This window comes from Mucilaginibacter sediminis (genome assembly GCF_051903035.1).
Taxonomy (GTDB): Bacteria; Bacteroidota; Bacteroidia; order Sphingobacteriales; family Sphingobacteriaceae; genus Mucilaginibacter.
In genome coordinates this window covers 2,263,813-2,278,091 of sequence record NZ_CP170602.1, presented here as the reverse complement: position 1 = coordinate 2,278,091, position 14,279 = coordinate 2,263,813, and the positions used below count along the sequence as shown (strand labels likewise).

General features: G+C 45.3%; 6 protein-coding genes. 5 read left to right on the top strand and 1 reads right to left on the bottom strand.

All coding sequences use genetic code 11. The features are described from left to right. Positions 1–3: 3 nt before the first annotated feature. The 5 genes from ACFGVS_RS08860 (at position 4) to galB (ending at position 13,298) form a co-directional block, all read left to right on the top strand. Positions 4–2,898 (top strand): glycosyl hydrolase family 95 catalytic domain-containing protein, encoded by a 2,895-nt coding sequence (locus ACFGVS_RS08860; RefSeq protein ID WP_439698338.1) that lies wholly within the window; start codon positions 4–6, stop codon positions 2,896–2,898. Continuing rightward, a complete protein-coding gene (locus ACFGVS_RS08855) occupies positions 2,825–6,484 on the top strand; it encodes a malectin domain-containing carbohydrate-binding protein (protein ID WP_439698337.1) in 3,660 nt (1,219 codons plus the stop codon). Before ACFGVS_RS08860 ends, ACFGVS_RS08855 begins: the two co-directional genes overlap by 74 nt. A gap of 25 nt (positions 6,485–6,509) precedes the next feature. After that, positions 6,510–9,275, top strand: a complete 2,766-nt coding sequence (locus ACFGVS_RS08850; protein WP_439698336.1) for a family 78 glycoside hydrolase catalytic domain — start codon at positions 6,510–6,512, stop codon at positions 9,273–9,275. Between the two features lie 381 nt (positions 9,276–9,656). Beyond that, positions 9,657–10,775 (top strand): glycosylase, encoded by a 1,119-nt coding sequence (locus ACFGVS_RS08845; RefSeq protein WP_439698335.1) that lies wholly within the window; start codon positions 9,657–9,659, stop codon positions 10,773–10,775. Between the two features lie 108 nt (positions 10,776–10,883). After that, positions 10,884–13,298: a beta-galactosidase GalB gene (gene galB, locus ACFGVS_RS08840; RefSeq protein WP_439698334.1), complete on the top strand. Its 2,415-nt coding sequence runs from the start codon at positions 10,884–10,886 to the stop codon at positions 13,296–13,298. Between the two features lie 214 nt (positions 13,299–13,512). Here galB and ACFGVS_RS08835 read toward each other — a convergent pair whose 3' ends face one another. Then, positions 13,513–14,166 (bottom strand): response regulator transcription factor, encoded by a 654-nt coding sequence (locus tag ACFGVS_RS08835; RefSeq protein ID WP_090651927.1) that lies wholly within the window; start codon positions 14,164–14,166, stop codon positions 13,513–13,515. Between the last annotated feature and the right edge of the window lie 113 nt (positions 14,167–14,279).

Here is a 14,279-nt window from a genome sequence, read left to right as displayed (position 1 = left end):
GCTATGAAAAACCCTACACTGCCGGCTTTAAAATATCTAATAATTGCAATTATTCTTGTGCTTTCCACTCATTTAGCGCAGGCCCAATCAGACCTTAAACTCTGGTACAGGCAGCCTGCACAAAAATGGACGGATGCCTTACCAATTGGTAATGGACGTTTAGGTGCAATGATATTCGGAGGGGTGGAAGAAGACAGAATCCAGTTTAATGAACAAACGTTATGGACGGGCGGCCCCCGCGCCTATGAGCGGCAAGGGGCTGTAAAATACCTGCAACCTATTCGCCAGCTTTTGTTTGATGGCAAACAGGCCGAAGCAGAAGCCCTTGCCGAAAAACATTTCATGGGCATGAAATGCAATGAAATTACGTATGCTGCCGATTCGGCCCGCTGGGTTAAAATGATGCGGAATATAAAGGGGATTCAAAGTGCCGGGTTTGATGATGACACATGGAAATCCATTAGGTTACCCACCTCCCAAGGTTGGGAAACAACACCTGGCTTTGAGGGGTTAGATGGTGCGGTTTGGTTTAGGACAGCTTTTGAAGTACCAGTTGATTGGAAAGGAAAAAACCTGGTGCTTAGTTTGGGCCGCATCCGGGATTTGGATTTTACTTATATCAATGGCACCCAGATAGGCACAACCACCGGAACCGCTTATCGTAAATATATCATCCCGGCTAAAGAGCTACATACAGGAACAAATTTATTAGCTATACAGGTATTGAATTTTAATGATAAAGGTGGCTTAACCAGCCCGGAAAAAGAAATGCTGATCTACCCCGAAGGGTTTGAGGCTACTACCCTCAAAGGCGGAATAACCAGCAGTGAAATAACAACCGCAGTTGATAAAGGGGGTACTATTGTAACTCCTATAAAATTAAACGGAACCTGGAAATACCGGATCCAGGATGATAACCCGCCGGCGTACCCACACTACAATGCCGATTATCAGCCTTTTGGCGACCTGTACCTGCAATTCCCCAACCAAACAATAAGTGAATACAAACGCGACCTTGATATCACCACCGCTACAGCTCATGTAACCTATACAGCAAATGGAGTAAACTACACCCGCGAGTACCTGGCAAGCGCCCCCGGTCAGATAATAGCTATTCATTTAACTGCCAACAATCCCGGCAGCATTACGGTAAAAGCCCTGATGAAAAGCCTGCATAAAAAATTTATTACCCGCAAGATTGATGATAATACCCTCGCATTATCATTAAAAGTGCAGGATGGGGTATTAAGCGGGGTTAGTTACCTGCACGTGCAGGCTGTTGGCGGCAAAGTGCTGGTAACAACAAAAAATATTAAAGTTACCGGTGCCAATGAAGCTACGTTTTATTTAACGGCGGCAACAAATTTTAAAAATTATCATGATGTATCGGGCAACCCGGAAGCCATCTGCAAAAAGCAAATAGTGGTTATCGCCCATAAAGGCTACCCGGCTATAAAGGCAGATCATATTAAAGATTATCAAAAATACTTCAAAACCTTCTCCCTTGACCTGGGCAAAGGCATCAATGCCGATTTACCTACAGATGAGCGGCTCCTGAAATTCAGGGATACACCCGACCCTTCGTTTATCACACTGTACACGCAATATGGCAGGTATTTGTTGATATCGTCCTCTCGTGCCGGCAATGGTCCGGCCAATTTGCAGGGCTTATGGAATGATCTGCTTACGCCGCCATGGGGCAGTAAATTTACCACCAACATCAATTTACAGATGAACTATTGGCCTGCCGAGGTGTTGAACCTTTCGGTCTGCAGCGAACCGTTTTTCAGTATAGTTGATGACCTGGCTAAAACAGGTAAGCAAACGGCAAAAGAACATTACGGTGCACCCGGCTGGGTGCTGCACCATAATACCGACCTGTGGCGGGGCACTGCTCCGGTAAATGCATCCAATCATGGTATTTGGGTAAGCGGCGGCGCATGGCTTTGTCACCAGTTATGGGAGCATTATTTGTATACTAAGGATAAAAGTTTTTTACAAAACCGCGCTTACCCCGAAATGAAGGGGGCGGCGGAGTTTTTTGTGCACTTTTTAGTGAAAGATCCTAAGACCGGTTACCTTATCAGCAGCCCCTCCAATTCGCCTGAACATGGCGGATTGGTAGCGGGACCTGCTATGGATCACCAGATCATCCGCGATTTATTTAAAAATTGCATAGCAGCATCAACTGTTTTAGGAGTTGATAAGGATTTTGCCGATACACTAAAAGCAAAATACGATCAGATAGCCCCCAACAGGATTGGCAAATACAACCAGCTGCAGGAATGGATGGAAGATAAGGACGATACTACCGATACCCACCGGCATGTATCACATATGTGGGGTGTATTCCCCGGTACAGATATCACCTGGGAAACCCCGGATCTGATGCATGCAGCCGAAAAATCTATGCTATATCGCGGTGATGAGGGAACCGGGTGGAGTATAGCCTGGAAGGTAAATATATGGGCCAGGATGAAGCAGGGCGATCATGCTTACTTGATGTTCACCAAATTACTTTCTCCTGCTGATGTAAGCTCTGGTAAAGAAAAAGGCGGTGTTTACCACAACCTGTTTGACGCGCATCCGCCTTTCCAGATTGACGGAAACTTTGGCGGGGCCGCCGGGTTATCAGAAATGTTGCTGCAAAGCCAGGACGATGATATTGAGCTGCTGCCAGCGCTGCCATCTGCATTAGAGCAGGGAAGTATAAAAGGCATTTGCGCCCGTGGTGGTTTTGAATTGAACTTTAACTGGCAAAAAGGGCAGCTGCAGGGGGGACAAGTGCTATCAAAAATTGGCGGGGTTTGTCGCTTGCGTTATCATGATAAAACCGTCAACATCAATACACAAAAGGGCGGGTCGTACCAATTTAACGCTGATCTGGAACAGCTATAAAAAGATGCAGGTAAACAAAGCTCATATTAAAAAACAGTTTTCCCGGTTTAATCATCAACCGGTTTTAATGCTTTTTATATGCCTGGTGTTTACTTTTTTGATAAGCCCGGCATTTGCGCAAAATAACACCAGGCAGGAGATTTTTTTAAACGCCGGTTGGCATACCATCGCTGATGATAATAACGTAAAGGCTTATCCGGGCTTTGAACAGGCCGGCTTTAAAGATCAAGACTGGAAAACTGTAAACGTACCGCACAATTGGGATGAATATGAAGGTTACCGCCGTTTAAAACATGGCAACAGGCATGGCTATGCATGGTATCGCAAAATGTTCTTTCTGCCTGCAAAGCAGCAAAATAAGCGCTACTTTTTATGGTTCGAGGGTGTTGGCTCTTATGCTACTGTTTGGCTTAATGGCAGGCCGGTGGGCTATCATGCAGGTGGGCGTACTTCGTTTACATTGGATGTTACCGACGCGATAAAATCGGGTGCCGGAAACCTGCTTTGTGTTCGTGCAGATCATCCGGCCTTTATAAAAGACCTGCCCTGGGTATGTGGCGGCTGCTCAGATGATCCGGGTTTTTCGGAAGGATCGCAGCCTATGGGTATTTTCAGGCCGGTACATTTGATTGTGACCAACGCGGTACGTATTGAGCCTTTTGGTGTACATATTTGGAATGATACCACGGTCTCCGAAAAATCAGCCACCCTTAACCTCGAAACAGAAATAAAAAATTATAATAAGCAGTCATCTTCCATTCGTGTCGGCAATAAACTGGTTGATGCTACAGGAAAAGTTGTTGCAGAAGTTAATACCTCAAAGGAAGTTAAACCAGGAGAAACTGTTATAGTACAGCAATTACTAAAAGATATAGCCGGTGTCCATTTATGGTCTTTACAAAATCCGTATTTATACAATTTAATTACCCGGGTTTGGCAAAATGGCAAACTTGAGGATCAAACAAACACCCCCTATGGCATTCGTTGGATAAGCTGGCCACCTGGGCGTAATAATGGCGACAATCGTTTTTATTTGAATAGTAAACCGGTGTTTATCAATGGCATTGCTGAGTATGAACACCTGATGGGCAAGAGCCAGGCTTTTACCGCCGAAGAAATTAAAGCAAGAGTGATGCAGGTAAAAGCTGCAGGTTTTAATGCTTTTAGGGATGCGCATCAACCGCATAACCTGGCATATCAAACCTATTGGGATAAGCTGGGCATCCTTTGGTGGCCGCAATATTCGGCGCATATCTGGTTTGATACGCCCGAATTCAGGGCTGCTTATAAAGCCCTGTTGGTTGATTGGGTCAAAGAGCGCCGCAACAGTCCCTCAGTAATTTTGTGGGGTTTGCAGAATGAAAGCAAGCTACCCGCTGACTTTGCCCGTGAATGCAGCGAAATCATCCGCAAGCTTGATCCTACAGCATCATCACAGCGTAAAATAACCACCTGTAACGGTGGCCAGGGCACCGATTGGGATGTTCCCCAAAACTGGACCGGCACCTATGGTGGCAACCCATTAACTTATGGCGAAGACCTCAAAAAACAGATCCTTGTGGGTGAGTATGGCGCCTGGAGAAGTCTTGGTTTTCATACCGAAGGTCCGTTTAATCAGAATGGTCCGCTCAGCGAAGACCGGATGACCCAACTGATGGAAACCAAAGTTCGCCTGGCCGATTCTGTAAAAGACCAGGTTGCGGGGCATTTTCAATGGCTGTTGTACTCACATGAAAATTCCGGTCGCACCCAAGGGGGAGAAGGTCAGCGGGAGTTGGACAGGGTAGGGCCGGTTAACTATAAAGGCTTATTTACACCCTGGGGCCAGCCAACCGATGCATTTTATATGTACCAGGCCAATTATGCACCAAAAGATAAAGAGCCGATGGTTTACATTGTATCCCATACATGGCCCGACCACTGGTTGGCAGCGGGTAAAAAAGATAGCATTATAGTTTACTCCAATTGCGACGAGGTAGAATTGTTTAATGATGTACAGCATATTTCGTTGGGTAAAAAGAAAAAAGGTAGGATAGGTACTCATTTTCAGTGGGATGGTGTGGATATAAGATATAATGTTTTGTACACCGTTGGCTATGTAAATGGCCAAGCCGTTGCGCATGACCAGGTTGTGCTCAATCATTTACCAGCTGCCCCACATTTAAATAGGTATAGGTCTGCAAATTCGGCGCTTCTTAAACCTGCAGCTGGTTACAATTACGTGTACAGATTAAATTGTGGAGGCCCCGATTATAAAGACAGCTTTGGTAATTTATGGATGGCAGATAGGCATCAACATAATAAAAACCAACCGGGCTCACTATCATGGACCGACGATTATACGGGCATGCCCGCCTTTTTTGCCAGTCAGCAACGTACGTTTGATAATATTGGCGGTACAAATGATAGTCCATTGTTTCAAACATTTAGGTATGGGATGGATAAATTGCAGTTTAACTTCCCGGTAGCTGATGGCGATTACCGTATTGAATTATATTTTACCGAACCATGGTATGGCACAGGCGGCGGGATGGATTGCACCGGGTGGCGTTTATTTGATGTAGCTGTTAACGGTGAAATAAAGATCAAAAATCTGGATATCTGGAAAGAAGCGGGTTATGCCTGCGCATTAAAGAAAACAATCACTGCCCATATCACGGGTGGTAAAATAAGTATAAGCTTCCCCAATGTACTGGCTGGGGAAGCTATCATATCTGCAGTGGCTATCAGTACTTTAAATGGCAAGGTACATGCGGTACCAAACAACAGCGGTATAATAACCCATTTAAAATCAGCCGGTGGGTGGACACTGCAAAGCTGGATGGATGTGGGCCAAAAGCAATATGTGAACACTGACATCAGCTTCAGTAACCTGCCGCCTGTACTTTTTGGGGCTGATTGGATTTGTACCAATCTTTCTGATAATAAGCAGTTTGCCTCGTTTAATATAACCGCCGATGCAGATGTATTTGTGGCAATGGATACCGAACCTTCACAAAGGCCCGAATGGTTAAATGATTATGAAGTTACCGGTTTATATATAGAAAATGACGCCAATGGCGGGCATCAATTCCCGGTTTACCGGAAAAGATATAAAAAGGATAACTTAGTACAATTAGGTGCAAACAAAGGAAAATACATGTACACCGTAGCTGTTTTGCCGGTGACCACACTTGAACCAGCAACCGATTTGCGTAAAACTATAAATTATAAGGCTGATATCGCAGAAATACATGGCGACGGCATAACCAGGGATACTTTGGCTGGCAAAAAAGTAGTCCGATTTGAAAGGGATGAAGGCGGCGCGGTATCGTTTGCAATTACGCCCGGCGTGGCTGATACTTATGCCTTGCGCGTAAAATATTATAACGCAACTGGTAACACCTTCACGGCAAAAATGAAACTTATTGCTGCCGATGGAACGGTGATGAAAGAAGAAGATTTAAGCTTTAAACCGGTAGCTAGAAACAAGTCGGGAATGGTGGCTACCACAACGGGGACGAGTATTAACGCGGGTAATTATAAATTGGTAATTATGGGTGAAAAATGTGCAGGTTTGTGCATATCTGCGATAGAAATGCAGTAATAAATTTCAAAAAAAGTACAAAAAAATGCAAAAAAAAATCATTTTGTTTTTGTTGCTGGTATTACCATTGGGATTATTTGCCCAGGAGCTGAAAGTTGCAGGTCTACAATGTGATTACAAACAAAATCCACAAGGGATCGAGTCGGTATCGCCAGGGCTAAGCTGGCGGCTGAAAAGCAGCAGAGCCAGCACCATGCAAACGGCTTACCGGGTATTGGTATCGGATGATTTGCAAAAGTTGAAAAGCAATAGTGGCAACATCTGGGATTCAAAAAAAGTGAACTCGCCGGCATCCTTGCAGGTGGCTTACAAGGGCAGGCAATTGCAGCCGGCCAAAACCTATTATTGGAAAGTAATGGTTTGGGATAACCATCAACAGCAATCAGCCTGGAGCGGAATTGCCCGCTGGCAAATGGGCTTGCTTACCAAAACCGACTGGGCAGGAGCCAACTGGATAGCCTATGATAAACTGCCCGATACTTCGGTTATTGTTCCGTTTTATCATGGTAAAGGCCCAAAAAAATTAGGGATAGCCAATGATGTGCTGCCATTGCTGCGTAAAACATTCAGTGTGGGCAATCAGCTTAAAAAAGCTACGCTTTACATCTGCGGGCTGGGTCATTTCGACCTGAGTTTGAACGGTAAAAAAGTAAGCGATCATTTCCTTGACCCCGGCTGGACAAAATATGATAAACAGGCCCTGTATGTACCATTTGATGTTACCGGTCAGTTAAAAGCCGGTAAAAACACAATCGGCGTAATGTTGGGTAACGGGTTTTATTATATCCCCCGCGATAAACGCTACCGAAAACTTACCGGTGGATATGGCTACCCCAAAATGATATGTCGTTTGGTTATGGAGTACCAGGATGGGAGGGTAGATAACCTTGTAAGCGATACCACATGGAAAACAGCCCCCGGCCCGGTAACCTTCAGCAGTATTTATGGTGGCGAGGACTATAATGCCAACCTGGAGCAAACCGGATGGAATACCAATAGCTTTAATGATGAAACCTGGCATAAGGTTATACAGGTTGATGGCCCGCCGATGCTGAACGCCCAGGCGGCCGCCCCGCTGAAGATTATGCAGGAGTTTATCCCCCAAAGCAAAACACAATTAAACACCGGGGCATGGATATATGATTTTGGACAAAACTTTTCGGGCGTCCCGCAGATTACCGTTAAGGGCAAAAAAGGAGATACCGTAAAGATCATTCCTGCCGAATTGGTTAATGAAGATGGTAGTGCCAATCAAAAAGGATCAGGCGGCCCCCATTATTACAATTACATTCTAACAGGTGATGGTGCTGAAACCTGGCATCCGCAGTTTACCTATTATGGTTTCAGGTATTTACAGGTGGTGGGCGCGGCTCCGCAAAATGAGACTAATGCCAAACAGCAGCCGGCTATCATGGCCATAAAAGGCTTGCATACGCGCAACGCCGCTGCTACGGTTGGCGATTTTGCCTGTTCAAATGAGCTGTTCAATAAAACCTATAAACTGATAGACTGGGCCATGAAGAGTAATATGGCCAGCGTGTTTACCGATTGCCCTCACCGCGAAAAGCTGGGCTGGCTGGAAGAAGCACATTTGGTGGGGAGTTCCCTGCATTATAACTATGATATAGTTGGGCTGGCGCGTAAGTGCATCAACGATATGCGAATTTCGCAAACCGAAGATGGTTTGATACCGGAGATAGCTCCTGAATATGTAAAGTTTGATGAGCCCTTCCGCGACTCGCCAGAATGGGGCAGCAACGCCGTTATCCTGCCCTGGTACGTTTATCAATGGTATGGCGATAAAGGTGTATTGGTCCAAAATTACGATATGATAAAACGCTACCTGGCTTACCTCAATAAAAAAGCAGATGGTAATATTTTAATGCAGGGCTTAGGCGATTGGTACGATTTGGGTCCCAATCCGCCCGGCGTATCGCAGTTAACACCACAAGGCATCACCGCCACAGCCTTATATTATTACGACCTGGATATCGCGGCAAAAATTGCCGGCTTGCTGGGAAAACCCGAAGACGCTTTAGCTTACAATCAATTAGCGGCCCAGGTAAAGCAATCTTACAATAAAAAATTCTTTAACGCCGAAACCAAACAATACGGTACCGGCAGCCAGGCTGCAAATGCCATATCGATTTATACCGGTTTGGTTGAACCGCAATATAAAACCGCTGTGGTGAACGATATTGTAAAGGATATCCGCAGCAGGGGTAACAGTCTTACCGCCGGTGATATTGGTTATCGATACCTGCTGAGAGTATTGGATGATGAACGTCGATCTGATGTGATATTTGATATGAATAGCCGTGCGGATGTGCCTGGTTATGGGTATCAGCTGGCGCATGGAGCAACAGCTCTGACGGAATCATGGGCGGCATTGCCATCGGTATCAAACAACCACTTTATGCTGGGCCATTTAATGGAGTGGTTTTACAGCGGACTGGCAGGAATCCGCCCGGCAGATGATGCCATCGCCTTTAACAAAATAGAGATCAGGCCCGAAGTTGTAGGCGATGTAACCTGGGCAAAGGCAAACTACCAATCGCCTTACGGCACCATTTCAAGCAGCTGGAAAAAGGAGGCAGGTAAGTTTGAGCTGAGTGTAAGTATTCCCGCTAATACAACGGCCATCATTTATTTGCCGGCAGCTAAAGCGGCTATGATTATGTCAGGAGGGGTGGATATCAGGAACAGGAAAGACGTGGAATTTATAGGATACAAAAACGGTAAGGCTTTGGTTAAGGTGGGATCTGGGGGTTATTCGTTTGTGGTTAGGTAAGGAGGGTTGTCATGTTGAGTTATGAAGTTTGGGAAAGGAATGACGTATACAGCATGGCGGCGACGACTCACCCCGACATCGCTGCGCTTGTCTGCCCCTCTCTCCGACTGCGTCGCATAGAGGGGCAAAAAGGTCGTTTTTTTTTCAACCCTCTTTGCGGCGCAGCCGGAGAGAGGGTCGGCCAGCGAAGCGTAGCCGGGGTGAGTCGTTGCCAGTATACAGAGCCAATTGCTTGGTTTATACCAACCACGTCATTATAAGGAACGAAGCAATCCCAAACTATGCAGATCGGATTTACAAAGGTGCTCTGTAAGTAGGGGATTGATTCGTACCTCGCAATGACGATCTGTTTTTAAACAGCTTTTAGGAATTATGGAAATTATGAATGATACATTAAAACGCTTTACACTATTCATTTGCCTGTTACCAGCAATAAAACTATCGGCACAAACCAACACGGTGCCCAATAAGGTAATGCAGGATATTTATCAGCAGGTAAAAACCCCTTATAAATATGGCCTGGTGATGGTGCCCGATAGCAATTCAAAAAAAATGGATTGCCCCAGTGTTTTCAGGAAAGGGAACGGTTGGTACATGACTTATCTTGTTTTTAACGGCCGCGGTTATGAAACCTGGCTGGCTGATAGCAAAGACCTGCTGCATTGGAAAACCCGAGGCCGTATCCTGTCATTCTCTGATACCACACAGTGGGATAGCAACCAAAAGGCTGGTTATATCGCTTTACAGGATTACAAGTGGGGCGGCAGTTACCAGTTGCAAAAATACCGGGATAAATACTGGATGTCGTATTTCGGCGGGCAAAGCCGGGGGTACGAGAAAGGGCTGCTATCAATCAGCGTTGCCTATACCGACAAAGATCCATCAACACCGCACGAGTGGCAGCGGTTAGATAATCCCGTACTATCAAGTATCGATAAAGATGTAAGCTGGTGGGATAACCATACCCAATACAAAGAAACCGTGATATGGGATAAGGCAAAGCTTACCGGGCACCAATTTGTAATGTATTACAATGCCAATGGCGATAGTGTAAACAAAAAGCGCGGCGCCGAGCGCATTGGTATGGCTGTATCTGATGATATGCTGCACTGGCAGCGTTTTGGTAAAGATCCTGTGCTGAACCATGGCGATGGCATTACCGGCGACCCGTATATTCAAAAAATGGGCGATGTATATGTGATGTTCTATTTCGGCGCCTTTTGGAAAACCGGAACAACAGGTGTATTTAACCGCTTTGCCTGTTCGTACGACCTGGTTCACTGGACGGATTGGACAGGCGATAAGCTGATTGAATCGTCCGAACCTTATGATAATATGTTTGCCCACAAATCATTTGTGGTAAAATATAAGGGTGTTGTATACCACTATTATTGCGCGGTAAACAAAGCCGATCAGCGGGGTATAGCCGTAGCCACATCAAAAGATGTGGGCAAAAGCGAATTGAATTTTGTTGCACCACCGGTTAAAAAGAAGAAATAGGAACCCCACCCAACCCTCCCCTGAAGGGGAGGGCTTTAAAAAACAAAACATAAAATATGCAAATCAAAAAGTCTCCCCTTCAGGGGGAGATTTAGAGGGGGTTTAATTATGCGGTATCATTATTTTTTGCTCATTACTTTATTAATCTGTGCCGCTGCGGCTGATGCACAAAACGCGCGTAAAACAGAAAGTTTTAATACCGGCTGGAAGTTTTTTTTAGGCGATGAGCCGCGGGCCCAAAACAGCACCTTTGATGATGCAAAGTGGCGCAGCCTGCATCTGCCTCACGATTGGAGCATAGAAGGCCGCTTTGATCAGAAAAATCCGACTACACAGGCCGAGGGTGGCTTACCCGCGGGCATTGGCTGGTACCGTAAAAGTTTTACCTTGCCTTTATCGGCCCAAAACAAAAATATATTTATTGATTTTGAGGGTGTTTACCACAACAGCGAGGTTTGGATAAACGGGCATTACCTGGGTAAACGCCCAAATGGATATATCTCTTTCAGGTATGCTATTACGCCATACCTTAACTTTGGCCGCAAAAAAAATGTGATTGCGGTACGTGTAGATAATTCCGATCAGCCTAATTCCCGCTGGTATACAGGCTCGGGTATTTACCGTAATGTGTGGCTGATTACCACGGCTAAAACTTACCTCACAAACTGGAGAACTTTTATAACAACACCTAAAGTAAATGATAAAGCCGCCGAAGTGGCTTTGGAGATCGGGGTACATCAACCCCCGTCAAAAAACAAATTAAGCCTGCAAACCACCATTTACAACGCCGAAGGTAAAATGGTTGTTTCCCAAACATCCCCGGTAAAAAATGTTGGAGACACTTCGATTGTTGTTCATCAAACTTTGGCAGTAAGCAAACCGAAGCTTTGGTCGGTAACAAGGCCATATTTGTATAAAGTAGTAATAAAAGTGCTGCAGAATGGCAAAGTGCTTGATGACCAGTCAATTTACACGGGAATCCGTTATTTTAACTTTGATGCCGATAAAGGATTTACTTTAAACGGCGAGCCGATGAAAATAAAAGGCGTTTGTCTGCATCATGACCAGGGCGCTTTGGGTACAGCTGTAAACGTAAGGGCTATGGAGCGCCAGCTGCAGATACTGAAAGCCATGGGCTGTAACGCCATCCGCACATCGCACAACGCGCCTGCACCCGGGTTTCTAGACCTGTGCGACAGGATGGGGTTTTTGGTGATGGATGAGGCTTTTGATATGTGGCGAAAAAAGAAAAGCAAGTATGACTATCACCAGGATTGGGATAAATGGCATGTAAAAGATCTGCAGGACCAGGTATTGCGTGACCGTAACCATCCTTCAATTTTTGCCTGGAGCATAGGTAACGAAATAAGGGAACAATTTGACACTACCGGTATAAGTATTAGTCGCGAATTGGTTGGCATAGTGAAGCAGCTGGATAAAACCAGGCCGGTTACATCGGCCCTGAGCGAGGCTGATCCTAAAAAGAATTTCATCTATCAATCCGGCGCGCTCGATTTGGTTGGCTTAAATTACCACCAGGAGTTGTATGCCAATTTTCAAAAGAATTACCCCGGCCAAAAGTTTATCGGCACCGAAAATATGTCGGCACTGGCTACCCGCGGGCATTATGATATGCCATCGGATAGCATAAGGCGCTGGCCAAAGGATGGCAAAACACCTTTAAAAGATGGCAATCCCGATTTTACGGTATCGGCTTATGACAATGTATCGGCCTATTGGGGTTCAACACATGAAGAAACCTGGAAGATCATCAAAAAATACGATTTCCTTTCGGGCTTATTTGTGTGGACTGGTTTTGATTATATTGGTGAACCTACCCCATATTTATGGCCAGCACGCAGCTCATACTTTGGGATAGTTGACCTGGCAGGCTTTCCCAAGGATGTTTATTACATGTACCAAAGCGAGTGGACAACTAAGCCGGTATTGCACCTGCTGCCGCATTGGAACTGGAGCGCCGGTCAAACTATTGATGTTTGGGCTTATTATAATAATGCCGATGAGGTGGAGGCTTATTTAAACGGCAAATCATTAGGCATCCGGAAGAAAACCGGCGATGACCTGCATGTAATGTGGCGGGTTAAATATGAGCCCGGTACCTTGAAGGCGGTTTCGCGCAAAAATGGCAAAGTCATTATGAGTACACAGGTTGTTACGGCAGGTGAGCCATACCGCATACAGCTTAAAGCCGACAGGAGCCATATTAAAGCGGATGGTAAAGACCTTTCGTATGTTACGGTTACCATACTGGATAAAAATCATGTTCCGGTGCCGGATGCCGGTCAGCTCATTAAATTTAAAGTAGGGGGGCAGGGGATTTTAAAAGCGGTTGATAATGGCTCGCAAACAGATCTTGATCCATTTGTTTCCAATCAGCACCGGGTATTTAATGGTTTGGGGTTGGCTATTATTCAATCGAATAATAAGTCAGGTAAAATTAGTATAACCGCAGCAGCAGAAGGTTTGCAGCCGGGGCAGCTTATTATACAAAGTGGTAGATAAAACCGGGAAGATGGCAGGGGAATGACATTTTCTTCGCGCTACACTACGGTCGTGCCAAACTTGTTTCGGCACCCCACATGCAAGGTGAACACCATGACGGCTACCGTCCTGTAGGGAACCTGAAACAAGTTCAGGATGACATTTTCTTCGCGTTATACTTCAGTCATGCCGAAACAAGTAATCGGCATGACTTCGGATAGTTAAAACAGGCCCCTTATATCTTTATCAATTCCTGCCTTAATGCGGCAATCACCAGGCCTGTTCTTGATTTGGTTTCAAATTTTTGGAACAGCGCTTCGCGGTAATTGTCGATGGTGTGCGGGCTTAGGTTCATCATATCGGCTATTTGCTTGTAGGTGAGGTCGCTGCAGCACAGTTCAAGGAATTTTAGTTCGTTGGCATTTACCTCAACCTGTAGCGTTTTTACAGGCTGATTGTTTTGAATGTTGCGTAGTAATTTACCGCTTACCAGCTCATTAATATAAAAAGATTGTTTGGCTATACCGGTTATGGCATCAACCAGATCAGACGCCCTTGATTGTTTGAGCATATAGCCGCCGGCACCACTTTTAAGCATACCGATGATAGGCTTGTCTTCTTCAAACATACTTAAGGCCAGTACTTTAATTTCGGGATGATTTTCTTTAATCCATTTTGTGCTTTCGTAACCATCCATCTGGGGCATGGTAATATCCATCAGGATTACCTCGGGTATAGGATGGCGCGATAGCTTATGGATCATATCCTGGCCGTTCTCGGCATCAAAAATTACATTTATCTTGCCCGAATCGCTGAGCAGGCTCACCAGGCCCTGGCGAAAAAGGGTATGGTCATCAACAATGGCTATGTCTATTTTATCGGCGTCCATTAATATTTAGGTTATGTTAATTGTGCAATAATTGGTAGTTTTTAATCGAAAGTCTTAAGTTCTAAGTCGAAAAAGGATAGATCCAGCTTTTGACTCAAAACTTGGTTCTATTA

What these genes read in the sequence shown, in the direction of transcription:
- ACFGVS_RS08845 (WP_439698335.1), top strand. Translation starts at nt 9,657, where the DNA reads ATGAATGATACATTAAAACGCTTTACACTATTCATTTGCCTGTTACCA.
- ACFGVS_RS08855 (WP_439698337.1), top strand. Translation starts at nt 2,825, where the DNA reads ATGATAAAACCGTCAACATCAATACACAAAAGGGCGGGTCGTACCAAT.
- ACFGVS_RS08850 (WP_439698336.1), top strand. Translation starts at nt 6,510, where the DNA reads ATGCAAAAAAAAATCATTTTGTTTTTGTTGCTGGTATTACCATTGGGA.
- galB (WP_439698334.1), top strand. Translation starts at nt 10,884, where the DNA reads ATGCGGTATCATTATTTTTTGCTCATTACTTTATTAATCTGTGCCGCT.
- ACFGVS_RS08860 (WP_439698338.1), top strand. Translation starts at nt 4, where the DNA reads ATGAAAAACCCTACACTGCCGGCTTTAAAATATCTAATAATTGCAATT.
- ACFGVS_RS08835 (WP_090651927.1), bottom strand. Translation starts at nt 14,166, where the DNA reads ATGGACGCCGATAAAATAGACATAGCCATTGTTGATGACCATACCCTT.